General features: G+C 60.0%; 20 protein-coding genes and 2 pseudogenes. 19 read left to right on the forward strand and 3 right to left on the reverse strand.

Translation table 11 applies throughout. The features are described from left to right. Window positions 1-300 precede the first annotated feature (300 nt). The 7 genes and pseudogenes from ACG33_RS05010 to ACG33_RS05040 form a co-directional block, all read left to right on the forward strand. Complete coding sequence (locus ACG33_RS05010; protein ID WP_066919234.1) at window positions 301-2,061, forward strand: ArnT family glycosyltransferase; 1,761 nt, start codon at window positions 301-303, stop codon at window positions 2,059-2,061. Next, window positions 2,058-2,780, forward strand: coding sequence for a glycosyltransferase family 2 protein (locus tag ACG33_RS05015; RefSeq protein ID WP_066919236.1), 723 nt, complete (start codon window positions 2,058-2,060; stop codon window positions 2,778-2,780). The genes ACG33_RS05010 and ACG33_RS05015 overlap by 4 nt, the downstream gene beginning before the upstream one ends. Before the next feature lie 5 nt (window positions 2,781-2,785). Continuing rightward, window positions 2,786-3,100, forward strand: coding sequence for a lipid-A-disaccharide synthase N-terminal domain-containing protein (locus ACG33_RS05020; RefSeq protein ID WP_066919238.1), 315 nt, complete (start codon window positions 2,786-2,788; stop codon window positions 3,098-3,100). Window positions 3,101-3,648: 548 nt separating this feature from the next. Next, a complete protein-coding gene (locus tag ACG33_RS05025) occupies window positions 3,649-4,272 on the forward strand; it encodes an RNA polymerase sigma factor (protein ID WP_066919240.1) in 624 nt (207 codons plus the stop codon). A 95-nt stretch (window positions 4,273-4,367) separates the two neighbouring features. Further along, window positions 4,368-5,303, forward strand: coding sequence for a FecR family protein (locus ACG33_RS05030; protein WP_168160024.1), 936 nt, complete (start codon window positions 4,368-4,370; stop codon window positions 5,301-5,303). A 450-nt stretch (window positions 5,304-5,753) separates the two neighbouring features. After that, the gene (locus ACG33_RS05035; protein ID WP_083536466.1) at window positions 5,754-8,063 is read left to right on the forward strand and encodes a TonB-dependent receptor plug domain-containing protein; all 2,310 of its coding nucleotides are present in this window, start codon (window positions 5,754-5,756) and stop codon (window positions 8,061-8,063) included. Between the two features lie 242 nt (window positions 8,064-8,305). Continuing rightward, window positions 8,306-9,502, forward strand: a pseudogene (locus ACG33_RS05040) (MFS transporter); the annotation flags it as partial. Between the two features lie 374 nt (window positions 9,503-9,876). Here the strand turns inward: ACG33_RS05040 and ACG33_RS05045 are convergent. Beyond that, window positions 9,877-11,048 (reverse strand): IS3 family transposase gene (locus ACG33_RS05045; protein WP_157071676.1). Its coding sequence is split into 2 segments (ribosomal slippage): window positions 9,877-10,766 and window positions 10,766-11,048, totalling 1,173 coding nucleotides; the frame shifts between segments, so codons are not numbered across the junction. Window positions 11,049-11,113: 65 nt separating this feature from the next. On the opposite strand from ACG33_RS05045, the pseudogene ACG33_RS05055 reads away from it, so the two are divergent. From ACG33_RS05055 to ACG33_RS05075, 5 genes and pseudogenes are all read left to right on the forward strand, one after another. Continuing rightward, window positions 11,114-11,275: pseudogene (locus ACG33_RS05055) on the forward strand (helix-turn-helix domain-containing protein); the annotation flags it as partial. A gap of 730 nt (window positions 11,276-12,005) precedes the next feature. Next, on the forward strand, window positions 12,006-12,815 hold the full coding sequence (locus tag ACG33_RS05060; RefSeq protein ID WP_083536469.1) for a phosphatase PAP2 family protein: 810 nt from the start codon (window positions 12,006-12,008) through the stop codon (window positions 12,813-12,815). A 123-nt stretch (window positions 12,816-12,938) separates the two neighbouring features. Next, the gene (locus tag ACG33_RS05065) at window positions 12,939-14,105 is read left to right on the forward strand and encodes a pyridoxal-phosphate-dependent aminotransferase family protein (RefSeq protein WP_066919251.1); all 1,167 of its coding nucleotides are present in this window, start codon (window positions 12,939-12,941) and stop codon (window positions 14,103-14,105) included. A gap of 34 nt (window positions 14,106-14,139) precedes the next feature. Beyond that, window positions 14,140-15,294: an AI-2E family transporter gene (locus ACG33_RS05070; protein WP_083536470.1), complete on the forward strand. Its 1,155-nt coding sequence runs from the start codon at window positions 14,140-14,142 to the stop codon at window positions 15,292-15,294. An 87-nt stretch (window positions 15,295-15,381) separates the two neighbouring features. Beyond that, window positions 15,382-15,717 (forward strand): SMR family transporter, encoded by a 336-nt coding sequence (locus tag ACG33_RS05075; RefSeq protein ID WP_066919253.1) that lies wholly within the window; start codon window positions 15,382-15,384, stop codon window positions 15,715-15,717. Window positions 15,718-16,032: 315 nt separating this feature from the next. Here ACG33_RS05075 and ACG33_RS05080 read toward each other — a convergent pair whose 3' ends face one another. Both ACG33_RS05080 and ACG33_RS05085 read right to left on the reverse strand, forming a co-directional pair. Beyond that, complete coding sequence (locus ACG33_RS05080) at window positions 16,033-16,929, reverse strand: transporter associated domain-containing protein (protein WP_066919255.1); 897 nt, start codon at window positions 16,927-16,929, stop codon at window positions 16,033-16,035. 46 nt (window positions 16,930-16,975) lie between these two features. Further along, window positions 16,976-17,785, reverse strand: a complete 810-nt coding sequence (locus tag ACG33_RS05085) for a cytochrome C assembly family protein (protein WP_066919257.1) — start codon at window positions 17,783-17,785, stop codon at window positions 16,976-16,978. A gap of 403 nt (window positions 17,786-18,188) precedes the next feature. Here ACG33_RS05085 and ffh point away from each other — a divergent pair, with 403 nt between their 5' ends. From ffh to sppA, 7 genes are all read left to right on the forward strand, one after another. Further along, entirely contained in the window at window positions 18,189-19,544 is a 1,356-nt protein-coding gene (gene ffh / locus ACG33_RS05090; protein ID WP_066919259.1) for a signal recognition particle protein, read from the forward strand. A 127-nt stretch (window positions 19,545-19,671) separates the two neighbouring features. After that, window positions 19,672-19,929, forward strand: a complete 258-nt coding sequence (gene rpsP, locus ACG33_RS05095; protein ID WP_066919261.1) for a 30S ribosomal protein S16 — start codon at window positions 19,672-19,674, stop codon at window positions 19,927-19,929. Window positions 19,930-19,975: 46 nt separating this feature from the next. Then, a complete protein-coding gene (gene rimM, locus ACG33_RS05100) occupies window positions 19,976-20,626 on the forward strand; it encodes a ribosome maturation factor RimM (RefSeq protein ID WP_066919263.1) in 651 nt (216 codons plus the stop codon). An 83-nt stretch (window positions 20,627-20,709) separates the two neighbouring features. Next, window positions 20,710-21,471, forward strand: coding sequence for a tRNA (guanosine(37)-N1)-methyltransferase TrmD (trmD, locus tag ACG33_RS05105; protein WP_066919265.1), 762 nt, complete (start codon window positions 20,710-20,712; stop codon window positions 21,469-21,471). Window positions 21,472-21,487: 16 nt separating this feature from the next. Then, window positions 21,488-21,832, forward strand: coding sequence for a 50S ribosomal protein L19 (rplS, locus tag ACG33_RS05110; RefSeq protein ID WP_066922832.1), 345 nt, complete (start codon window positions 21,488-21,490; stop codon window positions 21,830-21,832). Window positions 21,833-21,890: 58 nt separating this feature from the next. Beyond that, complete coding sequence (locus ACG33_RS05115) at window positions 21,891-23,039, forward strand: PQQ-dependent sugar dehydrogenase (protein WP_083536472.1); 1,149 nt, start codon at window positions 21,891-21,893, stop codon at window positions 23,037-23,039. A 77-nt stretch (window positions 23,040-23,116) separates the two neighbouring features. Next, the gene (gene sppA, locus ACG33_RS05120) at window positions 23,117-24,955 is read left to right on the forward strand and encodes a signal peptide peptidase SppA (RefSeq protein ID WP_066919267.1); all 1,839 of its coding nucleotides are present in this window, start codon (window positions 23,117-23,119) and stop codon (window positions 24,953-24,955) included. Window positions 24,956-25,040 lie beyond the last annotated feature (85 nt).

The following is a 25,040-nucleotide window of genomic DNA, read 5'->3' on the forward strand; positions in this document are numbered from 1 at the left end:
ATCGTGATATCAGGATTTGTCCGTCATTCGGCAAGAATGTCCGGCGGCGCGACATGCTAGAGCGCCTTCAAAGTGTCAGTAATCGGTCGTGACTCGATCGTCGATTCCACAGTGAGTGACCGCTATTGAGGCCGCGCCGCAGGCCCAATCTTTAAAGTATCCGGCGATAGCTTCCTCTTGAGAACTCCCGGCGTCATCGACGATCGCCTGTATCGGCCGGCTGGAATCCTCCGTGCCAGGTTGCGATTGGTTTTGCCAGGATGGCACGTCTAACTGTATTTAGGCATTTAGGGACCGCCGTTGAAGACAGTCTCCTGGATCGACGCGCTTTACCGTGCAGGTAGCAATACCGAACGTGACGTGCAACTGGACTATCTATGGCTGGCTGGTTTCATCCTGCTTCTGGTAGCCACCGGCATCGGCCTGAGGGATCCCTGGCCCGCAGACGAACCGCGTTTCGCGCTCGTTGCCCGGGACATGGTAGCCTCCGGCGAGTGGCTGCTGCCGCGGATCGGTGGCGAGCTATACGCCGACAAACCCCCGCTGTTTTTCTGGTTGATAGCGCTGGGGATGGAAGCTACCGGTTCACTACGCATTGCCTTTCTGCTGCCTTCGCTGCTGTCTGCGCTCGGTTGTGTACTGCTCATCTATGACCTGGGTCGCCGGTTGTGGAATCGCGAGACCGGACTGGCCGCCGGCATGGCCCTGCTTTTCACCGTACAGTTCGTCTGGCAGGCGCGGCAGGCGCAGATCGATGCGACGCTGTGTTTTTTCACGACGTTGAGTCTTTATGGCCTGCTGCGCCATCTTCTGCAAGGTCCCGCCTGGCATTGGTATGGGATCGGCTGGGCCGCTGCGGGGCTGGGAGTGATCACCAAGGGCGTCGGCTTTCTGCCGCTTCTGGTCTTGATTCCCTATGCCATGCTGCGCTCGCCCGCATGGATGCCGCGTTTTCGAGGGCCGCCCTCGGTACGCTGGCTGATCGGACCGCCAGCGTTGTTGCTGGCGGCTGGCGTTTGGCTCGTACCCATGCTGCTCACCGCCTACACCGATCCTGCCGTCGCAGCCTATCGCGACGAAATCCTGTTCCAGCAGACATTGACCCGCTACGCGAACGCCTGGCATCACCACAAGCCGTTCTGGTACTTCCTCGTCGATGTCATCCCGGCGCTGTGGCTGCCGCTTACGGTGTTCCTGCCCTGGCTGGCACCTCGATGGCGCAATGCGTGGCGTGAGTGCGATCTAAGAGTGGCTCTGCCGCTGTGCTGGATCTCGATGGTCGTGCTCTTTTTCAGCTTCAGTTCCGGCAAGCGCGGTGTCTATGTACTGCCGGCGGTGCCCGCCATGGCATTGGTGTGTGCGCCCTATCTTGTGCAGTTGCTTACCAAAAAAATTGTCCAACGAATATTGTGGGCGATTGCCGCGGCAGGCGCGATCAGTATGATTTTCGGTTTCGCAGTTGCAGCTTTCTTGATTCCTCATGGCAAGCGTATGGACGTCCTGTCGACGTATGGAATCGACCCAGTCGGACCTCTAATACTCATCGCACTGTTGACGGCGTTGCTGTGCGCATGGGCCGGTCCCCGCAGAGGAGCACTAGCCTTTTGCGGGATGTTAATCGTGATATTGTTGACCGTCAGTTTCTGGATCAATCCATCCATGAACGCTGCTCGTTCCGGTGTGGATTTCGTTAATAGAATTGAGCAACTAGCACATGAGAACGCCGAACTCGGCTTCGTCGCCTTCAAGGAACAATATCTTCTCAACATACGCCGTCCGATCGTGCACTTCGGCCATGCTCGATGGCGTGAAGCCGATCAAGAAATGGCGGATGCGGCGCGTTGGCTTAACGGCGATAAAATGCGCCAACTCGTTGTGAGCGAGGAAGTACGCCTGCGTTGTTTCGAGGATGCACAGGCGATTTCATTGGGTGTGGCCAATCGTACGCATTGGTACCTGGTGAGCGGGACTGCTGACCCGCAATGCGCTGCGCGCGGGCAACCGAACGTGGCTCGATACTATATTCCGCCGGTCCAAGCATCTTATACCGCCATCCTATGAACGTCGCTTTATCTGTCGTCATTCCTGTTTTCAATGAAGCGGAGAATATTCGTCCGCTTCTCGCCGAGATCGTTGCCGCACTCGAAACGGTTTGGCATTTCGAAATTGTGTGTGTAGATGATCATTCTCAGGATGGCACTCTGGAGGTATTGCGCGCCGCACAGGCCGAACTTGGTTTGTTGCGCATCCTGCATCATGCAGCTCGGGCGGGACAGAGTGCAGCCATACGCAACGGGGTTAAGGCGGCACACGGCGCATGGATTGCAACACTTGACGGAGACGGCCAGAACGATCCTGTAGATATCCCCAAATTACTGAAAATCCGCGATGCCGCCGATCCAGCGATCAAACTGTTTGCGGGCTGGCGCATCGACCGGCAGGACGGTACCAGCAAGCGCTGGGGATCGCGCTGGGCCAACCGCATTCGCACCGGCATCCTGCACGACGATACTCCGGATACCGGCTGCGGGATCAAACTGTTCGAACGAGACGCCTTTCTAGATCTGCCGTATTTTGATCATATGCATCGCTATTTGCCTGCTTTGATGCAGCGAGCGGGCTGGAAAACCATCAGTGTTCCCGTCAGCCATCGGCGCCGCATTGCGGGCGAGTCCAAATACAACAACATCACGCGCGCCGTAGCCGGCATCAGCGATCTGCGCGGTGTGGCCTGGCTCATCCGGCGCAGCAATCCGGTAGACGTAAGGGAAATTCCGTAACCCCCATGGGCACGATGAATCAAGAAATCATCTGGTTCAGCTGGACCGGCATATATGTCACGCCATGGAAACTCATTGGTCTGACGGGCGCCTCGATGTTTGGAGGGCGTTGGTTGGTGCAGTTTCTTGCTTCCCGACGGGCACGTAGGCCGGTGATTCCACGGGCGTTTTGGTATATGAGCCTGGCTGGTAGTCTGATGACGCTGAGCTATTTTTGCCTTTCTGATAAGCAGGATGCGGTAGGCATCTTGCAGAACCTGTTTCCCGCGTTCACGGCTGCTTACAACTTATATCTGGATATTCGTAGTCGCAGCGGTTAACGGTCCGGCAATTGATTCCGGCTGCCACGAGGTCTAATCGGGTATGGCGAGGCAATAGTGGTCCAGCGTCGCATCATGCATGCAATCGACTTCGCACCGATATAAATCAATCCCAATAAAAGCTGAGAATGGCCTTTTCCTCATGCAACGACAGATCCGAAGTTGAGTTTCCATCCGAAATGTATGCAGATGCGCATTATGGGATCGATGTCGATACCTCCTGATGTACTCTGACTGGATTTGGTCATGCGAGTATAGATCTTGCTCAGTATCTACAGGAATCATTCTCTGTCTTAGATCATCAGTGATGATTGCTCTAGGACGGTTAGCTAGCGTTCTGCATATGAATGTTGTCGTCTATGTTAATGCCAGCGATTGATTCTCAGGCATAGATACGTCTAACAGTGGCGACATTGATGAGCTCGTACACCTCTTTTGCTGATAGCAAGTATCAGTATTGGAGGTAGTAAAAGGCCAATATACCAGAAAAATTCTGGAAAATCCGACACTTAGGATGTACACGAGATGCCGTAGGCGTATCGTTCACCATGACTCTGAACATCACTGACCGGGAACTGGTGTCCGCCATGCTGGCAGGCCATGAGGCGGCCTTCCAGAGTTTTTTTGATACCTATTTTCCGCGCATCTATCGTTTCGCCGTGCCAAGGCTCGGCGGAGATGCGGAAGCCGGCAAGGAGGTTGTGCAGAGTACTTTGGTCAACGCCATGCGCAATCTGGCCGGCTATCGCGGCGAAGCGGCCCTGTTTAGCTGGCTATGCCAGATTTGCCGACGGCAGATCGTGGATTACGTTCGCGTCAACAGGCGGCATGCACAGATCCTTGTGGCCTTCGATGACAGCCCGGAGTTGCGAGCGGCACTTGAATCCATCGAGGCGCCGGACGAGGATGGCCCGGCGCAACATTACGACCGGCAGCAGACACGCAAGATCGTGCAGTCGGTATTGGATCGGCTGCCCTTACGGTATGGTGACATTCTCGAATGGAAATATATCGAGGGCCATAGCGTTGAGGAAATCGGTACTCGGCTTGGGGTGACCCACACGGCCGCGCAATCGCTCCTGGCGCGAGCCAGGGTGGCTTTTCGCGAAGCCGTGGAAACGGTGTTCGGTCGAACTGCTGATGAAGTCCTGGCGGATATGCAGGGTAGATGACCATGAAGCATCGAGAGCCGCATCTTCGGGGGGAGGATGAGAGTATCGAAGACCTGCTGCATCAGGTTGGAGCGCGCGAGGAGCCGTCCGAGGCGGTGGCGCGCGAGGTCTACACAGCTGTACATGCCACCTGGCAGTTGGTCGTTGCCGAGCGCACTCGCCGCCACCGCGTGACATGGAGTGTTGCAGCCAGCGTGGCCGCCGTGGTAGCGATCGCCGGTACCCTCATGTTGAAGATATCGTCGACTCTGCCGCCGTCGGAGCCGGTGGCCGTGGCGTCGATCGTGCGGATTGAAGGATCTCTGGAAGTATCGCGCACGCCTGGTGTAAACAAGACAATTGATACCACCGGATCCGTTATCACGGTTGGAGACACAATAATCACCACTGCAAATGCTCGCGCTGCCCTGGATTTCGGGACCGGTTTGTCGGTGCGGCTCGACCACGATACGGATGTCGAGATGGCGGCCGAAGATCGATTGCGACTGCATGCGGGTGCCCTGTATATCGATGCGAATCCGACTCACAGCAATCCGTTGATCGTGGAGACTTCGACGGCGTCCATCCGGCACGTCGGGACTCAATATCTGGCGCGTATACAGGACGGTGGCATCGACGTCAGCGTGCGGGAGGGCCGTGTGCTCATTGCCGACAATGGAACGATTCACACGGGCCTGCCGGGTGAGAAAGTCTCAGTCAGCGCCAACGGGGAGATCGCCCGTACAGCCCTGCCGCTGCAGCATCTGGATTGGCAATGGACCAGCGAGATTGCTCCGCCCTTCGATATTGACGGAAAGATGCTGGCGTCATTCCTTGAGTGGGCGGCTCGGGAAACCGGTCGCAGGCTGGTCTACGCTTCCGCGGCAGCGCGCGCGGCAGCGGCACAGGTGGAATTGCGTGGTTCGATCGCCAATCTTGATATCGATACAGCCCTGGAGGTCGTTCTGTCGAGCACGCAGTTACGCCGTTATCCAACATCGAATGAAGTCATCGGCATCACCTTTAACGCTACTACTGCTGCACCGGACTAACATCTTTAGAGGCCACTTTGTAGTGGTAGGATGCGTGATTGTTTCTCTCTGCATTGTTGATTATTAATATTTATTACCCTGAAGATTTATCGATCGATAGTGTTTTTATTTAAGAAATACCTGTTCATGATCTGATGGGTATCATAGTAAACAGAATAATACTTTCCCTCCCGACTATGCCGGCTATGGCTGTATATAGCAGATATTCTATTTTTACTTTTTCCGCTTATAAATTTATAAAATATCAGTCAGGACGGATCTCAGTTGTCGTATGTTGGGAATTTGTCAGCCTGATAGGTCGAGTTCCTGACGATTCCATCGCCATGTGCTACGCATTGCACGCTGAGAAATGTATCGAACTCATTTTTTTTCGGCTGGCCTTACTGACGGTCGATGTATTCGCGTTCATGACAACTGCTAGGCATCCACGTCATCAGGAAAGCACAAACAATGGGAGAGTCTTTACGCCAGATACTCTGGCTACTGACAGGATTTCTGGCATGTCAGGCGGCGTTGGCCGATTTTCAGGGCCGCCGTGTCGGTGAAGTTCTGGATGAACTGAGAGTTCAGGGGCTGACTTTCATTTATAGTACGCAGAGCGTACCAGCAGGGCTGCGCGTGGAAAGCGAGCCTGTTGCCAGGCAGGGCGTTGAGCTTGCCGAGGAGATTCTCGCCCAACACGGTCGGCGACTCTCCCAGGCGGCACCACGCGTGTATGCCGTCGTTTTCGGCCCATCAACAATCGGTATGAGTGTTGCAGGACGAATGCCGTCAACTTCTCCGCGGCTCGAGGAGATCGTCGTGCAATCGAGCCGCTATACACTCGTTACCGAAACGACTTCCAGTCATGTCTTGCTGACTCAGGAACAGATCAAGAATACTCCCCGGCTTGCCGATGAGACTTTGCGGGCTACACAGCGTCTGCCTGGAACTGCAGCCGATGGTTTTTCCAGCTTGGGTTATGTACGCGGAGGCGATATTAACGAGACAGCCATCGTGCTCGATGGCTTGCGGCTTTATGAACCGTTTCATCTGAAGGATTTTCTAAGTCCTGTCAGTCTGCTGGATTCACGGCTGATCGAAGGCATCGAGTTTTATTCCGGCGGATTTCCCGCACCCTATGGCGATCGCATGAGCGCCGTCATCGACGCAACGACGGTGCGCCCGGGCCAGCCGCGCTACTACGAACTCGGGCTCAGCCTATTTCACTTGAGCGCAATGGCCGCTCACGAATTCGCCGACGGGCGCGGTCACGTACTGCTGTCCGGCAGACGTGGCAATGCTGGGGATCTTGCTCAGTTCAGCGAGAAAGATTTCGGCCGGCCGCATTACTCGGATGGTTTCGGGCGGGTCGACTATCAGTTCAACGACCGTACGCGGGGTACGGCACAAATGCTGGTGTCGAGCGATTCAATCACCGCGTTCAAGGGTAGTGGCGCTCAGCGAGCCGTTGCGGAATATCGCAATGTATATGCCTGGGGTACGCTGCAGCACGAGTGGTCCGACAGCACTGCGACTCGGCTCATCGTCTCGTACACCGATCTCTCCAACGAGCGCTACGGTACCGTCGATGAGCCTGGCCACCGCTTTGGCGAGGTAATTGACGACCGCCTGTTTCATGTGATCGGCGTGAAGCTCGATACCAGCATCAGTATGTCGGCACTAAAGCATCGATGGGGTGTGGAGGTGCAGCGGCTGTGGGGTCGGTACGACTACGCGCTGGATCTTGATGTCGAGCCGGACTTCCCCTTTCCTGGATCACCCGGCTTTCAACAATTCCGGGCTCTAGCGCCTCAGCCCAAGGGCTATGAAACGTCCGCGTATTGGGACGCGCGATTCGACCTTGACAAGCGTTGGACCGTACAGGCCGGAATACGCGTCGATCGACAGACTTACGACGACTGGGAGCACTGGGAAGGTAGTGACGAGAACTGGAGTCCGCGGCTCGCAGTGCTGTATCGGCTCGATTCGCATACCCAGTTGCGCGCCAGTTGGGGCCGCTTCTTTCAACCACAGGGTATCAACGAGCTTCAAGTCGAGGACGGCATCGATCGTTTCTATCCGGCTCAGCGAGCCGACCATATGATCGTCAGTTTGGACCGCGAGCTTGAGTGGGGTGCCGACCTGCGTATCGAACTATACCGTAAGCGATATACACGACTTCATCCGCGTTTCGAGAATCTGTTCGATCCGCTGGTGCTATTTCCCGAGGCGGAGTTTGACCGGGTGAGCGTCGCTTCCGGAGCTGCACGAGCGGAAGGTATCGAACTGTTCTTGAATTTCCACCAACAGGATTCATGGAGCGGCTGGCTGGGCTACACATGGGCGCGTGTGGAAGACCACGTGGAGGGAATGAATGTGCCGCGAAGCTGGGATCAGAGACACACCGTGAATCTGGGGTTGGTGTGGTCGAAAGGTCCTTGGTCGGCGACGCTAGCGTACCTCTATCACACCGGTTGGCCTGCTACACAGTTTTCACTCAGCGATGGGGTAGACGGTCCCAGCCTGGTCACCGACAAGCGTAATCGTGACCGCCTGCAGTTCTATTCGACGCTGGATTTCCGATTGACTCGCACGTTTGGGCTGCCGCGAGGGGCCTTGGACGTATTCGTCGAGGCGACCAATGCGCTGTCGAGGAAGAATCCCTGCTGTATTCAGTACACGATTGCCGAGGCGGCGGACGGTTCGCTCGAATACTCGAGAAAGGTCGACTCCTGGCTGCCGCTGGTTCCTTCTCTGGGCGTGCTATGGAGATATTGATTAGATGCCATGCGTCGGGGTCGCGGCATAAATTCTACAATGTCCGCAATCCTCGGCATCATTCGCGGAGCAATATGCGTTTCTGCTTTAAAGGTTCAGTCGGCGCTATTGGTGCACGCTATGAAGCCGTGCCTGTATCGTTAATTTGGTGCCCCAGCGCGCTCCGGATGACGGAGCTGGATGGGTATCTGCCATGACTGAGATGTGTGGCACCGTGGTCCGCTATGGGGTGCAGAGATGATATGACGAATGTCGTTGAGTCCTATCCTTCGGCGCGTACCGGGCTGCGCGCCATTCCAGGCGGCATCTGGGCGCTGGGCTTCGTATCAATGCTGATGGACGTCTCGTCCGAGATGATCCATGCATTGCTGCCGATTTACATGGTCACGGTTCTCAGTACCTCGGTGCTGGCCGTAGGCCTGATCGAAGGCATCGCCGAAGCCACTGCCTCGATCGTGAAAGTGTTCGCCGGTTCGCTCAGCGATCCCCTGGGAAAGCGCAAGCTCCTGACCGTACTCGGCTACGGCCTGGCGGCCGTCACCAAGCCGGTGTTTCCGCTCGCAGGTACCGTGGAGTGGCTGATCGGTGCCAGATTCGTGGATCGCATCGGTAAGGGTATCCGTAGCGCACCGAGGGACGCGCTAATTGCCGACATCACGCCGCCCGAACTTCGCGGAGCCGCGTATGGTCTTCGCCAGGCGCTGGACACCGTCGGCGCTTTCATGGGGCCCTTGCTGGCCATTGGCCTCATGTGGTTCACGGCCAATCACTTCCAGAGCGTATTCTGGATCGCCGTCGTGCCGGCCTTTCTCGCTGTGGCGGTGCTCGTAGTCTTCGTCCGCGAGCCTGAGCGGTCGGCCGCCGCACGATCTCGCAACACGCTGAACCGGGCTGCGATGGTGCGGCTGGGCCGGATGTACTGGCTGGTCGTCGGCGTGGGTATGGTGTTCATGTTGGCGCGCTTCAGCGAAGCCTTCCTGATCCTGCGGGCAGGGGAGGCCGGGCTGTCGGCGATGTGGGCACCGGTAGTGATGGTGGTGATGAGCATGGCGTTCTCGCTATCAGCGTACCCTGCCGGAGCACTGTCGGACCGGGTCAGCCGCGTAACGGTGCTTGCTGTCGGCATCGGACTCTTGATCGCCGCTGACCTAGCGCTAGCCTTCGTTCTGGGGCTCACCGGGCTGGGGCTGGGGGTCTTGCTGTGGGGGCTGCATATGGGGTTCACCCAGGGGCTTTTCGGTGCACTGATAGCAGACAGCGCACCGGCCGAACTGCGAGGCACGGCCTTCGGCCTGTTCCATCTGCTCACCGGGCTAGTTTTGTTGCTTGCCAGTGTGATTGCCGGTGCGCTGTGGGATGCCTGGGGCTATCGAGGCACCTTCGTTGCTGGAGCGGTCGTCGCTATGTTGGCGCTACTGGCCTTAGTCGCTTTGCAGCGATACCTCACGCGTCGGCGTGTGTTTGACACCGGTACATCCTTGAGCCGGAACGAGCGGTCACGTTCAAACGGAATCAGCGGTCAAATTGGCCCGGAATACGCATTTTGGAACCGGATTTGCAATTCGGGCCATTTGCGCGTATTTCATGGCCAAGTGGCGCAAATTGAGGGGCTGGCAATGGGAACCGCACGCAACTCAAGGGCGGCAGGCGAGGAGTCGGGTAAGCCCTACGGTCCCGAGACCCTGATCAGCCAGATTGCCCACATGCTGGGGCTGGTCCCGGTCCTCTCGGACCTGGAACTGGCGCGCCGGGTTGAACGGGGACTTCCGGTGTCCTCGATCGACTGATCTTGCCTCGATTCGACGTACACCACCTATGCAGCCCTGAGACTGGATTCAGCAGCAGCCGGCGTCTGATAGCCGATCGATGAATGCATTCGTTGCAGATTGTAGAAGCCTTCTATCCAGTTGACGAGGTCGAGTCGAGCTTGGGCTCGCGTTTCGTAACGCAGTTGATAGACGCGCTCAACTTTCAACGTCTTGAAGAAACTTTCAATTGGGGAGTTGTCCCAGCAGTTCGCACGCCGACTCATCGACTGAACCATTCGGAAGTCCTTGATCATGTTGCGATATCGGTCGCTTGCGTACGGGCTGCCGCGATCGGTATGCATGATCAGATCCCCCGCCGGTTTGCGACGCCAATACGCCGAGCGCAGAGCGCTGCACACCAGGTCGGCATTGATGCGATCGCTCATTGAGCAGCCCACGATGCGCCGGCTGCTCAGATCCATCACCGCAGCCAAGTACAGCCAGCCCTCGCCGGTCGCAACGAACGTGATGTCGGCCACCCACGCCTGGTTGACCGACCAGCCATCGAATCGACGCTCCAGAACGTTGGCCGCGATCGGCTTGCGATGATTCGAGTCGGTCGTTACACGGTAGGCACGCTTGTAGACCGGCCGTAGACCCTGGCGGTGCAGGCTCTTGCGCACCCGTTCGTGGCCAACCGTGAGCCCCTGGCTGCGCAGGCCTTCTACGATCCGCGGACGCCCGTAGCTGCGTCCGCTAGCCGCATGCATCGCCGCCACTCGTGCGTCGAGCGCCGCATTGGCCAGTGTACGTTCGCTCGGCGGGCGGCCACGCCATTGGCAGTAGCCCGAGCGCGAGACGGCGAGCAGCCGGCACAATCGGCTCACACTGTACTGGTCGCGATGTGCTTCGATCCAGGCGTACCTCACCGCGATTCCCTTGCGAAATACGCCGCCGCTTTTTTTACGATCTCAAGATCTAACTTGGCGTTCGCCAGTTCGCGACGCAACCGGGTGTTCTCAATCTCCAACTCCGACACGGGCCGCTTTACCGGCGCTGCCCCAGGCTCGCCAAGCGTCCCCGCCTTGCTGCGGCGAACCCAGTTCGTTACCGTGGACTGCGGAATCCCTAAGCGCTTGGCTGCAGGATTACCTCCGATCGACGCCGCAAGTCGCACCGCTTCGATCTTGAACTCATCCGTATACTGCCGGTTCGGCGTGTACTCTTTCTTGCCCATTTCGTTCTCCCGTTCATCAGAAAATACCAATAATCTGATGTACGTGAAACCGAGGCAGCGTCAACATGAATCTGTCCCGCGGACTGTTCGCTGGCTACTTGCGAACCAATGTACGCACGCTTGAGAACTGGGAGCAGGGACGCGCCAAGCCGAATGCTCAAGCGGCTCTGCTCATTCGCTTGGTACAGCGCTATCCCGATACTGTACGCCGTCTGGCTGAAATCTAGAGTTGCGTCGGCTTGTTTTCTTCCAGCCGTCGAATTGATCGACTGCAATGGCTTCCGAGCTTTCTTTTGAATACGTCCTTCTTGATGTGCGCTCGTCAGCCGATCATGCTTCGGCGTTAGCTGACGTTGTAAAGTTATCGAGCCCCGAATACGCGGCGCATTTGCAACTGAACTTGTGGCAGATCTCGCCCAACAAGCCGCTGCAGGCGATGCGCGAAACGCGCACGACTGAGCGCGGCGTTAGACGGAGAGGTAGTCCAAGGACATGACTCGACAGCCTCGTACGTTCTACAGATATCGCTCCTTTGACACCAATACAGTGGAATCGCTCTGCAGCGACACTTTGTATTTCGCGCGCCCGGCCCCCCGTGTCAGACTAGTTGTCGCCTCTAATTTGGAATGAAGCGATGAACTTGACGCAGTACAGCCCGGCTTTCAAGGAAGAAGCGGTGCGCAAGATGTTGAGGCGAGGCAAGCGCACGATTGCGGAGATGGCCGCAGAGCTCAACGTTCCGTAGGCCCGTCTGACCCTCCCGACACTCTTTCGCTTGGGCATGGCTGTCTCCCACGACCGTGGAATCCACAATTTTCATGTATCCACTAAAGCCTGGGAACTCCACACAGCCTTTGGTTGAGGCCTGACGCCGGTATTGCTATGGTTCGGCGCTTTTGGCCATTGTGCTTGCGGTTCTGTCCCGCAACGCATTGCCCATGCAGGATATAGAATCAGATGCCATCGCTTGCCGATCTTTCCAAGGCCTCGACCACCTTTCCCATTACATGGCGATTCACGGGCTTGCTGCTGTGGAATGCCATCGCCATCGCGCTGCTGCTGAGTTGGCTGTGGGCGCCGACCCGCATGCTGTGGGATCTGTTCGATGATGTGCTTTTCGTCGATCTCAATTTTCGCCTTGCCGATACCAGCGGCTGGGCATGGTTCTGGGCGATCATGAATCTCAGACCGATGGATATCGTCAGCGGGCTGGCGATGTTGGCATTCGTGATGCGGGCCGATTTTATTTTTCCCGCAGCGAAAGTGCGCCCGGCGCTGCTGACGTTCATTGCGCTTATGTTGCTTGCCGTGGTGCTGCGCATCTCGTTCGACCTCGGTGTCGTGAGACCGCTGGAGATGTCTCGACCCAGTCCATCGCTGAGCGTCGAAGGTGCAATACGTCTATCGGAACTCTTTCCCGATTGGACGCTACCGACCAAGGATTCCTCCTCGAAAAGCTTTCCGGGAGACCACGCGGCCCTCACCCTCGCATGGGCTCTGTTACTGAGTCTCTACGCCAGAGGCTGGCGGCTGGTGGCCGTGTGGGGCGTAAGTACCATATTGCTGCTGCCTCGCCTTATCGCCGGCGCGCATTGGGGATCGGATGATTTCGTGGGTGGGCTCTTTATCGCCTGTCTCAGCATCGGCTGGGGCTGCTACACACCCTACGCGGCCTGGATGCAGCAACGTCTGGAACGGCTGACGACTCCATTTCGCGAACGCCTGTCTCGGCTACCCGGCATCAGGCGTCTCACGGTACTGCAATAGACGACCCACCTCCGTTGCCTGCGGTGGCGACGGCTCTCATGGGCATGGACTGTCGCGGGCAGTACAATGTCGGCGGTGCCGGCGCGAATTCGGCGCCGAATAGATCCTTGCACGGAGAAAACGATGCCCGGTCTGCTGCCCGACGTCGATCCCGACGGCCTGCTCGAGTTCTCGGTCGTCTATACCGATCGTTCGCTCAATCATATGTCGAAGCGATTCGTCGCGGCGATGCAGGACATTCTGAAGACCCTCAAGGATGTCTATGGTGCAAGTACCGCAGTGATCGTGCCCGGCAGCGGGACGTTCGGCATGGAGGCCGTCGCCCGTCAGTTCGCGAATGCCCGGAAGGTCCTGATCGTGCGTAACGGCTGGTTCAGCTATCGCTGGAGCCAGATTTTCGATGCGGGTGCATTGGGCGGCGCTGCGATCGTCTGCCAGGCACGCAAGCAGGGCGATGGTCCGCAGTCCCCGTGGACGCCGTGTCCGGCCGAGGAAGTTGCCGCGGCGATCCGCAGTGAGCGTCCCAAGGTCGTATTCGCCCCCCATGTGGAGACTGCCAGCGGCATCCTGTTGAGCGATGAATACCTGCGCACGATCGGTGCTGCGGCGCGCGAAGTCGGCGCTCTGTTCGTGCTGGATTGCATTGCTTCCGGGGCGCTCTGGGTCGATATGCGGGCGACCGGCGTCGATGTGCTGATCTCGGCGCCGCAGAAAGGCTGGAGCAGTACGCCATGCTGCGCGATGGTCATGCTTGGCGAGCGGGCACGCGCGGCGATCGAGGACACTCGCAGCTCGAGCTTCGCCTGCGATCTCAAGAAATGGATGCAGATTTCGGCGGGCTATGAGCAAGGTCAGCATGCCTACCACGCAACCATGCCCACCGATGCACTGATGCAACTGCGCGATGTCATGCTGGAAACCCGTGTATACGGCTTCGAGAAAGTGCGCGCGGAACAGCTCGAACTAGGCGTTAAGGTGCGCGCTCTGCTTGAATCCCGCGGCTTTCCGAGCGTCGCTGCGGAAGGTTGGCAGGCACCAGGAGTGGTGGTCGGTTACACCACCGATCCGGACATCCAAAGCGGTAGAAAATTTATCGAGGCGGGCCTGCAGACCGCTGCCGGGGTACCGCTGCAATGCGGGGAAGGCACGGATTTCCGGACGTTCCGTATCGGTTTGTTCGGCTTGGATAAGTGGCACGATGTGGATGGTACGGTGGGCCGGCTGGCGGCGGCGCTGGATACAATGGGCATTCCGGCAATCGATGCCGGGGACACGCGCGCCTGCCTATAAGATCGCAACCGCTCGGTCAGGAGGGGCAAGCTTGATGCCGGCCACCGTTCAGGGAATCAGCTTCGCCGCTCTGGTCGTTCTCGTGACAGCGGCTTTCGCCTGGCTGCTGCTGCCCTTCTACGGCGCAGTGTTGTGGGCGGTCATTCTGGCGATCCTGTTCAATCCTCTGCAACGCGGGTTGGTCCGCCGGCTGGGTGGCCGACGCACCGCTGCGGCGGCTGTCAGCGTGCTGGCCAGCGTCTGCGTCGTGGTCATCCCGGCATCGCTGATTCTCGCCTCGCTCGCCCGGGAAGCGGCTGGTTTTTATCATCGCATCAGCACGCGGGAATTCGATCCTGCGGCGATCGTGGCGCAGATTCATGCCGCCTTGCCTGCTTTCCTCCTGGAAGCACTCTCGGCCATCGGACTGGGAGATTTTGCCGCTATCCAGTCCCGCCTCACGTCGTTTCTTGCCCAGGCCGCCGAGTTCATCGCCACCAGAGCGGTGAGCATCGGACAAAGTACAGCACAGCTTCTCATCAGCCTTGGCGTCATGTTGTATGTGCTCTTTTTCCTGTTCCGCGACGGCGCTGGATTGGCGATCACGATCCGCAAGGCCAGCCCGCTCAGCGAGCGTCATACGGAACATCTCATGAGAAAGTTCGCCGAGGTCGTGAAAGCGGCGGTCAAGGGCAATGTCATCATCGCGGTGATGCAGGGCGCGATCGGCGGCGTGACATTCTGGCTGCTCAGTATCCAGGCCGCGCTCCTGTGGGGCGTGGTGATGGCGGTACTATCGCTCCTGCCGGCGGTCGGCGCCTTTCTAGTCTGGGCACCCGTTGCTTTCTATCTGCTGCTGTCGGGCGACTATCTGCGCGGCGTGACTTTGCTGGCGGTCGGGATACTCGTCATCAGCATGATCGACAATCTGCTGCGGCCGTCCTTGGTAGGTAAGGGCATTCGCTTGCCGGACTATGTGGTTCTCGTCTCTACGCTCGGCGGCCTGTCGCTGTTCGGCATGAACGGATTCGTCATCGGTCCGCTGATCGCGGCGCTGTTCGTCGCCGTCTGGTCCTTGTTCACGGACGAGCGGTTGCATGATCGCGACAGCGACACGCTGCAGGTTGAAGAGTCTGCGCAGCCGCGTCCCGCTCATGGTGTTCCGCAGCGATGCATAAAAAGGAAAATGCATCGCGAGATAGGGCCATGAGCGGGGTTGTCTGCATATGACGCTGCCGCCGGTGATGTATCGCAAACGCTTCGGTCAAGCAGCGGTTCGGATATCAGGGATCATGCAATGCAGCAGTGGATTTTTCTTTCGGCAGCCATCCTCAGCGAACTCATCGCGACATTGAACCTGAAGGCCTCCGCGGGCTTCTCCCGCTTATGGCCGTCGCTCATCGTCATTGCCGGGTATGCGACCGCCTTTTATTTCTTGTCGCTTACCTTGAAGACCATACCGGTTGGCGTGGCCTATGCCATCTGGTCCGGCGCCGGAGTCGCTCTGATCGCTTTGGCAGCCTGGATCTTTTTTGGGCAGGCCCTGGATGTTCCGGCAGTCATCGGACTGTCGCTCATCGTTGCCGGCGTCATCGTTCTCAACGTATTTTCCAAGGTGACTTCTCATTCATGAACTGTCCGGTGCCCTCGTTAAACCCCGCGTTGAGCGCGAGGATTCGAGGAAATCGCGAATTTCTCATGCATGAATCACCGCCTCCCGTGCCAGCGGACACAGACGCCAGGGACATAGGTATCAGAGGCTAGGTTCCAGAGGTATAGACGCCGGCGTATCCCGCTCATGAATCCTCTACAGCATTGCATCAAAAAAATGCATTGCTGTAGAGGATTCATGAGCGGGATTGTCCGTATATGACGCTGTGCGGTATCCAAGGATTTCGCGTCTGCAGCGAGCCTATACCCGAAATTGCGTTCGAGCCTATACCCGAACCTATGCCATGGCGTCTTCTATTTTCCGCGTCTCGCCGGTTTGTCCGCACGGGCGGATGCGTGCGATCTTGACGCTGTTGTCGGAGGTCTGCAGGATCTCTACGGACAGATCTCCCAGTATCAGGCTTGTGCCGGGTTCGGGAATCGTTTCCAGATATTCCAGGATCAGTCCGTTCAAGGTGCGCGGACCGTTCGTCGGCAGACTCCAGCCCAGCGTGCGATTGAGGACGCGCGTATGCACGGCTGCGTTGACCACATAACTGCCATCGCTGTCGCGGTGGACGTCCTGGTGCAGAGTCGTCGGTGCGCTGGTGAATTCCCCGACGATCTCCTCGAAGATGTCTTCCAGAGTGACCAGGCCCTGGATGTCGCCGTATTCGTCCACGACCAGGGCGATGCGTCGCCGATCGCGTTGAAAATTCAGCAATTGTACGTTCAGGGCGGTGGCCTCGGGAACGAAATAGGCTTCTCGCTCGCGCGCCAGGGTCGCGAGGGCTTCGCGGCCGAAATCTCCACGCACCAGGGCATGTGCGACTTTTTTCATGTGCAGTATGCCGAGCACCTGGTCGATGTCGCCGTTGCATACCGGTAGACGCGTATGCGGCGTCGTACGCAATTGATCGAGTATCGTATCCCAGTCGTCGCTGATGTCGATCCACGCGATTTCGCTGCGGGGAATCATGATGTCGTTGACGCTGATGCTCTCCAGATCCTGCAGGCGGCCGGCCAGCCCTTCACGGTGCTTCTGCGCCAACGCAGGATCGTGAAAGCGCCGCTGTGGTCCGGCCGTGCGCGCCTGCCGCGTTCCCAGCGAGTAGCCGGCATACGCAGCGGCCCCCGTGACGATGACCATGAGTGCCGCGGCGAGCGGAAACTCAACTGAAATGAACGTGTTCAATAACCCGCACTCAATCCACGTGATCCCATGCGCTCGATCCGGCGGCCTAGGTCCAATGGCGGCCCAGGATGGATTCCAGTACGATTTTAGAGCCGAAATAGGCCAATCCCAGCAGCGCGAATCCCCCCAAGGTCCAACTCGTCGCGACACGTCCGCGCCAGCCGAAACGCCAGCGTCCGAACAGCACTACGGCAAAGATGATCCACGCCACGCAGGACAGCACTGTTTTATGGAACAGATGCTGCGCAAACAAGTCGCTGACGAAAATGAAGCCGCTGAACAACGCCAGAGTAAGCACCGCAAAGCCTGCTCCGAGCGCCTGAAACGTGCCGCCCTCGAGCGCCTCCAGGGAGGGTACCGCCCGCAGCCATCCCAGCGGGCGGCGATGGCGCAGGCGCCGGTCCAGCAGAGCCAGGGTGACCGCCAGCACAGCGGCGATCATGATGAGTGCGTAAGCCACTGTGGACAGCGCGATATGCGCGGCGATTTCCCAGTTTTGGCGTGTCAGCGCATAACCGCCCGAACCTTCGGTGGTGGCCATCGCGACGACGCCGGTCACGGCCATGAGTACCGCGCCGATACTGGCGAAGCGCGGCCTCAGCCAGGAGAGCACCAGGGCAATGAGACCCATGGGCCAGCCGATCAGTGAGGCGGTTTCGGTCGTGGTGAACGATATCGCCGGTTTGGCGAACAGCCCCTGGCGCAGCAATACGGCATGTAGAATCAGCGCCGTTGCGCCCAGTGCCAGTCCGGCGACACGCCGCCCGCCCGCCCGCGGTGCATCGGGATGAAAGGCACTCGACACCAGCCACGCTGCGCAAGCCAGGTAGCAGGCGAGAACGACGATGGACAGCACGGACAAATCAGTGCTCGCTCGCGGGACTAAAGACCAAAGGCTACCTGATTTATGCTACAGCGGTTAGCCGGTGGTTGAAATATCGCGAACCAGGACCAGGTCCGGGACGGAGGCCAGTGCCGGCGCCGGGACCCGGCGGCGCCTGCGTTGGGACGAGTCAGGACCAGAACGAGGCGGTCCTTGCCCGGGACGAGACCGGAGCATGAGCGTCCGGCAGATCGTACACTAGGGGGTCGGAGCCGGCGTTCGCGGTATCGATAGTCTGCAGTCAGCGGCTAAGGCCAGGGAGCAAGACTGGCCAGCCGCCGGATCGGTACCGGTGTTTTATTCGCTTTGCGGAGACCTCGCGGCAGAGGGCCTCCCGACTGGTTTCCGCGGTCACGGGAAACCTTTGGAGATCGCCATGTTCGACAAACTCAGCGAGCGCCTGCAAGGCGTGATGGAAAGCCTGCGCGGGCGCGGGCGCCTGACGGATGAAAATATCAGCGATACCTTGCGCCAGGTGCGCATGGCGTTGCTGGAGGCGGATGTCGCCCTGCCGGTGGTGAAGACATTCGTCGAGTCGATCCGGACCAAGGTGGTCGGCCAGGAGATCGACAAGAGCCTGACGCCGGGGCAGACCCTGATTCGCATCATCAACGACGAGTTGATTGCCCTGATGGGGGCAGGGGTGCGGCCCTTGAATCTTCGGGCGCAGCCGCCGGTCGTCATTCTGCTGGCGGGTCTGCAGGGTGCGGGCAAGACCACCTCCGCAGCGAAACTGGCGAAATGGCTCAAGGACCACGAGCGCAAGCGGGTGCTGCTGGCCAGTACCGATGTCTACCGGCCTGCTGCGATCCTGCAACTGGAGCGGCTGGCGACGCAGTTGGGGATCGGCTTTTATCCCTCGGACCCGTCCAAGCCGGCACTGACCCTGGCGCGCGAGGCGCTGCAGGAAGCACGCCGCTCGCTGTACGAGGTCCTGATCGTGGATACCGCGGGCCGGTTGCACGTCGATGCGGAAATGATGGCCGAAATTCGCGCGATCAGTGCTGAAGTCATGCCCACCGAGACCTTGTTCGTCGTGGACAGCATGGCCGGCCAGGATGCGGTCAACGCGGCGCGCGCCTTCGGCGAGGCGCTGAGCCTGACGGGCGTGGTGTTGACCAAGACCGATGGCGATGCCCGCGGCGGGGCTGCCTTGTCGGTGCGCCAGATCACCGGCCAGCCGATTCTGTTCATGGGTACGGGCGAAAAGACCGATGCCCTGGAGCCGTTCCACGCTGAACGGGTCGTCTCGCGCATGCTGGGCATGGGCGACGTGCTGTCGCTGGTGGAGAGCGTGAGCCGCAATGTGGATCGCGAACAGGCGGAAAAACTGGCGCGCAAGCTCAAAAAAGGCAAGGGATTCGACCTGGAGGATCTGCACGAGCAATTGTTGCAGGTACAGAAAATGGGCGGCCTGAGCGCCCTGATGGACAAGCTGCCGGCGCAATTTGCCGGCAAGGCCGCCGCGGCGCCGCAGGCGAACGACAAGGAAGTCCGGCGCCAGGTTGCCGTCATTCGCTCCATGACCCCGGGCGAGCGCCGCTATCCGAAAACCATCGATGCATCGCGCAAGCGCCGTATCGCAGCCGGCTCGGGGGTGCCGGTATCGGAGGTCAACCGGTTGCTCAAGAGCCACATGCAGATGCAAAAAATGATGAAAATGATGGGCAAGGGCGGTGGACTGGGCAAAATGATGCGGGCCTTCGGCGGCGGCCGCTTTCCCATGGGTTGAGTCTGCCGCGGGTCATCGACCGAGCCTGTAGCGGGACGGCTCGTTTTTGAGTAATATTCGCGCCCTTTTCCGGGAGATGGCTTCCCGGGCTATCCGGCTACCCGGCATTTTCGAGGCTTCCAGTTCTATGGTTACGATTCGACTTACCCGTCGCGGCGCGAAGAAGGCTCCGTTCTATCACGTCGTGGTCACGGACAGCCGCAAGCGCCAGGGCGGCGCCACACTGGAGCAGGTGGGTTTTTTCAATCCTCTGCCGGCCGGCAAGGAGCGCCGCCTGGAACTGAAGTTGGACCGCATCGATTATTGGCTGGGTCTGGGTGCCAAGCCCTCCGAGCGTGTGGCGGAACTGGTCAGGAAGCATCGTCGCGAAGCGATCGCGGCCTGAGCGCGGCGCGCGACGGCGGGCGCCGGCTGTCCGCGCAGAGGTTGGAGTGACTCCGGCCGGCAAGGCTTGTTCCAGCGAGATCCTTTACGGCAAGGACGGGCCGGGCAGGGATGATTCAGGCAAGGATGATTCAGGCAAGGACGGGCCGGGTCATGAGAACTTGGATCGGGACTCGGAGCGGATCGTCGTTCCGGATCCGGAGCGGATCGTGGTGCTGGGCAGCATCGGCGCGCCTTTCGGCGTGCAGGGCTGGGTGAAGGTTCGTTCCTATACCGAGCCGCTGGAGAATATCCTGAATTACGGCGTGTGGCAGCTGGGGCGCGCCGGGCAATGGCAGTCGTGCCGGCTCGAGGACGGCCGGATCACGGGCAAGGGGGTGCTTGCCAAGCTGGCCCGGGTCGATACCCCCGAGGCGGCGAGGCTGCATACCGGGGCGGACATCGGCGTGGCTCGCAGCGAACTGCCGCCGCCGCCGCCGGGCGAGCATTACTGGAGCGATCTGGAGGGGCTGGAGGCGCTGGGCAGTGACGGCTCCCGGCTGGGGCGGGTGGATCATTTCCGCGCCACGCCGGCGGGTCATGTGGTCGTGATCAAGGGCGCGCGGGAGCATTGGATCCCGTTCACGAAGGATCGGATCCTGAAAGTCGAACTGGATGCGGGGCGCATCGTGTTCGACTGGGCTGCCGACTGGTCGTGATGGCGGGACGGTGCCGGGCGCGGTGGAAAGCTCCGGAGCCGGCTCGACCGGGTATGAGAACTGAATCGGGCGCGAGGGCTGACATGCGCATCGAAGTGGTGACGCTGTTCCCCGAGTTCGTCGCCGAGGCAGTCCGGGTCGGCGTACTGGGACGCGCGATCGAACGCGGCAGGGTGATGGTCCATGCCGCGACGCCGCGCGAGTTCGCGATGGATCCGCACCGCACGGTCGATGATCGGTCCTACGGGGGCGGCCCGGGCATGGTGCTGAAGGTCGAGCCGGCACGCAGTGCGATTCGTGCCGCCAAGGCCAGGCTCCCGCAGGGCAGCCGTAGCGTGTATCTCGGCGCCGATGGAACGCCGCTGTCGCAGGCGAAAGCGCTGGAATTGGCGCGGCGGCCGGGACTGCTGCTGCTGGCGGGCCGGTACGAAGGGGTCGATGAGCGTCTCCTGGAGATGGAGATCGACGAGAGTATCTCGATCGGCGACTACGTGCTGTCGGGCGGCGAGTTGCCGGCGCTGGTGCTGATCGATGCGATCGTACGCTTGCTGCCCGGTGTGCTGGGTGACGAGGCATCGGCTGAACAGGACTCCTTCATGGACGGCCTGTTGGACTGGCCGCATTACACGCGCCCGGAGGTGATCGATGGCCGTAAGGTGCCGGAGATATTGATGAGCGGCAATCATGCCGCGATCCGGCGCTGGCGCACCAAGCAGGCGCTGGGGCGCACCTGGTTGCGGCGGCGGGATTTGATCGACAAGCAGATGCTGACTGCCGAGCAGCGGCAATTGCTGGATGAATTCATGACGGAGCAGCGCGCGAGCGGGCGATCGTCGCAAGTCTGAACGGATGGGTGGAACCATGAGCAATATCATTGCCAAGCTCGAAAGCGAAGCACAAAACAGCAAGATTCCCGATTTCTCGCCGGGCGACACGGTTGTCGTGCAGGTGAAGGTCAAGGAAGGCGAGCGCGAGCGTGTCCAGGCCTATGAGGGCATCGTCATCGCACGCCGCAACCGCGGCCTGAATTCCTCGTTCACGGTTCGCAAGATTTCGCACGGCGAGGGCGTGGAGCGCGTGTTCCAATCCTACAGCCCGGCGATCGGCTCGATCACTGTCAAGCGCCGCGGCAATGTGCGTCGGGCAAAACTGTATTACCTGCGCGATCGTACGGGCAAGGCAGCCCGCATCGAAGAAAAGATCTGATCGCGTCCGCAAACCCGCGCATGCCGCAGGAACGCCTTCGGCATGCACTCGTGAGCACATGATGGCCGCGTTGCCGCGAAAGTTCGCTGCCGCCGTCTTGATGGCGCTGACCCTGACAGTGGTCCTGCCCCTGGCACCGGCGTTGACGACACGGAGCGCGCAGGCGAGCCCGGCCACCGACGAGGTGTTGAAGCATGTGCGCCTGCCGCCGGGCTTCGAGATCGAGGTGCTTGTGGACAATATCCCGGGCGCACGCTCCATGGCCCTGGGGGATCGCGGCACCTTGTTCGTCGGCACGCGCGGCGACAAGGTCTATGCGGTCAGCGGCGCGGACTCGCCGTCTGCACCCACGGTGCATGTCATCGCCCGGCGCTTGATCATGCCGAACGGCGTCGCGTTCCGTGACGGGGCGCTGTACGTGGCCGAGATCAGCCGTATCCTGCGCTTCGATGGCATCGAAAACGCGCTGACCGAGCCGCCGGCGCCCAAGATCGTGCGTGACGACTTCCCCAAAGACCGGCATCACGGCTGGAAATACCTTGCCTTCGGACCGGACGGCAAGCTTTATGTGCCGATCGGCGCACCCTGCAACGTCTGCAATGAGCCCCGCTACGCGACCATCATGCGCATGAATCCGGACGGCACTCGACTAGAGGTCTTTGCCCGAGGCGTTCGCAACACCGTCGGCTTCACCTGGCATCCGAAAACGCAGGAATTCTGGTTCACGGACAACGGCCGCGATTATCTGGGAGAGGATGTTCCGCCTTGCGAACTGAATGTCGCGCCTCGCTCGGGACTGGATTTCGGCTTTCCCTATTGCCACGGCAAGGACATTCCCGATCCGCAGTTCGCCTCATTGGGTGACTGCCGCAAGATGACTCCGCCGGTACTGGCCCTGGATGCGCATGTTGCGCCGCTGGGCGTGAAATTCTATACCGCGACGGCCTTCCCGCCGGAATATCATGGCCAGCTGTTGATCGCCGAACATGGTTCCTGGAATCGCAAGCGCAAGAGCGGCTATCGCATCGTGCTGGTCAGGCTGGAAGGCCGCGAGGCGCTGAGCTATGAACCTTTCGCCAGCGGCTTCCATGAAGGCAACAAGGTGTTCGGCCGGCCCGTCGATCTGCTGGTGCTCCAGGACGGTTCGATACTGGTTTCCGATGATGCCGCGGGAGCGATCTACCGGATTCGCTATACACTGCACTGATGTCCAGGATCCGCGGCGCTCACTCCGCTCACCCCATGATTAGACACCCATGATCAGACAGCCATGAACAGGTACTCATGAAAAGGATTGCGGGCTTCCTTGGTGTCGTTTGGCGGGCCCTGGACGGTCTGCGCAAGTTCATGCATCTGGTCGTGCTGCTGGTGCTGTTCGTCGCTGTGGCCGCACTGTTGGCGCCCGGCATCCCGATCGTTCCTTCCAAAGCGGCACTGGTGCTGGCGCCCCAGGGCGCATTGGTGGAACAGTTGGCCGGTGATCCCTTCGAGCGGGCGCTGGCGGAATTTTATGGACAGCGGCGGGCGGAGACCTTGGTGCGTGACCTGACGGACGCCATTGGCGCGGCGAAGGATGACCGGCGCATCGAGTTGCTGGTGCTGGAACTGGAGAACATGACCGGCGGCGGCATCACCAAGCTGCAGGAGGTCGCGGCGGCACTGGCGGATTTCCGTGCCAGCGGTAAAAAAATCATCGCCTATGCCGACGGATACGATCAGTCGCAGTATTACCTCGCTGCGCAGGCCGACGAGGTGTATCTGGATCCGCAGGGCCTGGTGCTCATCGAAGGCTACGGCTATTACCGCAGGTTCCTGAAGGGCGTCATCGATAAACTGGCGATCGACGTCAACGTGTTCCGCGCCGGGAAGTTCAAGTCCTTCACCGACCAGTTCAGCCGCAGCGATATGTCGGCCCAGGAGCAGGAGGAAAGTCTCGCCTGGCTGAAAGTCTTGTGGACGCAATACCAGCAAGGGGTGACCCAGGCGCGTTCCCTGGAGCCCGGTGCGATTGCCGTCTATGCGAACGAGTTTGCGCAGATTGCCAAGACACATGGCGGCGACCTTGCCGCCGCGGCCCTGGAGCAGGGCCTGGTCACAGAATTGAAGAGCCGCCGTGAAGTCGAAGAACAACTCAAGACCCTCGTCGGCGAGGATGAACGCGAGCATGGCTATCGCAGCATCATGCATTGGGATTACCTGGCTGCGCGGCGGCCGGTGCGGCGGCTGCACTCGGAGGGCGATCGGATCGGTGTCATAGTCGCCTCGGGCGAGATTCTCGACGGCGACCAGCCGCCGGGCAGCGTGGGTTCCGATTCGACGAGCCGCCTGCTGCGCGACGCCTTGAACGATGACGCGATCAAGGCGGTGGTACTGAGGATCGACAGCCCGGGCGGCAGCATGTTCGCTTCCGAAGTCATCCGGCGCGAGATCGACGCGCTGCGCCGGGCCGGCAAGCCGGTGATCGCCTCGATGAGCAGTACGGCGGCCTCGGGCGGGTATTACATCGCCATGGATGCCGATGAGATCTGGGCCAGTCCGACAACATTGACGGGCTCGATCGGCGTATTCGCCGTATTCCCGACCCTGGAGCGCAGCCTGGACAAGCTGGGAATAACGATCGACGGCGTGGGCACTACGCCTCTGGCGGGGGCGCTGCGGCTGGATCGCAGCCTGGAGCCGGCGGCGCGCGATGTGCTGCAAGCCTCGGTCGAACATGCCTACAGCGTATTTGTCGGACAGGCGGCGGCGGCTCGTGCGAAATCGTTCGAGGAGATCGATCGGGTCGCCCAGGGTCGCGTGTGGGCCGGTAGCGATGCATTGCGCAACGGACTGGTCGACCGGTTGGGTTCCTATCGCGATGCGTTGGATGCCGCCGCCGAGCGCGCCGGGCTGGGCAAGGATTATCGCGTCGAGTACATCGAGCCCCCCATGGGTTGGCGCGAAGCGCTGGCCTTGCGTACTCAGGTGCTGGCGGCGCGCATCGTGCGTGCGCTGGTGCCGATACCGCAGTTGCTGGGTGACGCCCGCCGCTGGCTGGCGCCGCTGGACGCCGAACTGCGCCGTATCGTGCGCTTCGGCGACTCCGGACAACTGTATTACTACTGTCCCTGCAGTGTGGAGTGAGGCACGGCGCGCAAGCTGTTTGGACCTGCGGCACACCGCTCGAAGCCAGCGCCCTCCGTGCCTTCGGATTTTGAGGCACGGCGCG

It is taken from the genome of Steroidobacter denitrificans (genome assembly GCF_001579945.1).
GTDB classification, from domain to species: domain Bacteria; phylum Pseudomonadota; class Gammaproteobacteria; order Steroidobacterales; family Steroidobacteraceae; genus Steroidobacter; species Steroidobacter denitrificans.

Excerpts from the sequence above, each read along its gene's own strand:
- ACG33_RS05015 (WP_066919236.1), top strand. The coding sequence starts at position 2,058 with ATGAACGTCGCTTTATCTGTCGTCATTCCTGTTTTCAATGAAGCGGAG.
- ACG33_RS05020 (WP_066919238.1), top strand. The coding sequence starts at position 2,786 with ATGGGCACGATGAATCAAGAAATCATCTGGTTCAGCTGGACCGGCATA.
- ACG33_RS05025 (WP_066919240.1), top strand. The coding sequence starts at position 3,649 with ATGACTCTGAACATCACTGACCGGGAACTGGTGTCCGCCATGCTGGCA.
- ACG33_RS05035 (WP_083536466.1), top strand. The coding sequence starts at position 5,754 with ATGGGAGAGTCTTTACGCCAGATACTCTGGCTACTGACAGGATTTCTG.
- ACG33_RS05060 (WP_083536469.1), top strand. The coding sequence starts at position 12,006 with ATGCCATCGCTTGCCGATCTTTCCAAGGCCTCGACCACCTTTCCCATT.
- ACG33_RS05065 (WP_066919251.1), top strand. The coding sequence starts at position 12,939 with ATGCCCGGTCTGCTGCCCGACGTCGATCCCGACGGCCTGCTCGAGTTC.
- ACG33_RS05070 (WP_083536470.1), top strand. The coding sequence starts at position 14,140 with ATGCCGGCCACCGTTCAGGGAATCAGCTTCGCCGCTCTGGTCGTTCTC.
- ACG33_RS05075 (WP_066919253.1), top strand. The coding sequence starts at position 15,382 with ATGCAGCAGTGGATTTTTCTTTCGGCAGCCATCCTCAGCGAACTCATC.
- ffh (WP_066919259.1), top strand. The coding sequence starts at position 18,189 with ATGTTCGACAAACTCAGCGAGCGCCTGCAAGGCGTGATGGAAAGCCTG.
- rpsP (WP_066919261.1), top strand. The coding sequence starts at position 19,672 with ATGGTTACGATTCGACTTACCCGTCGCGGCGCGAAGAAGGCTCCGTTC.
- trmD (WP_066919265.1), top strand. The coding sequence starts at position 20,710 with ATGCGCATCGAAGTGGTGACGCTGTTCCCCGAGTTCGTCGCCGAGGCA.
- rplS (WP_066922832.1), top strand. The coding sequence starts at position 21,488 with ATGAGCAATATCATTGCCAAGCTCGAAAGCGAAGCACAAAACAGCAAG.
- ACG33_RS05115 (WP_083536472.1), top strand. The coding sequence starts at position 21,891 with ATGATGGCCGCGTTGCCGCGAAAGTTCGCTGCCGCCGTCTTGATGGCG.
- sppA (WP_066919267.1), top strand. The coding sequence starts at position 23,117 with ATGAAAAGGATTGCGGGCTTCCTTGGTGTCGTTTGGCGGGCCCTGGAC.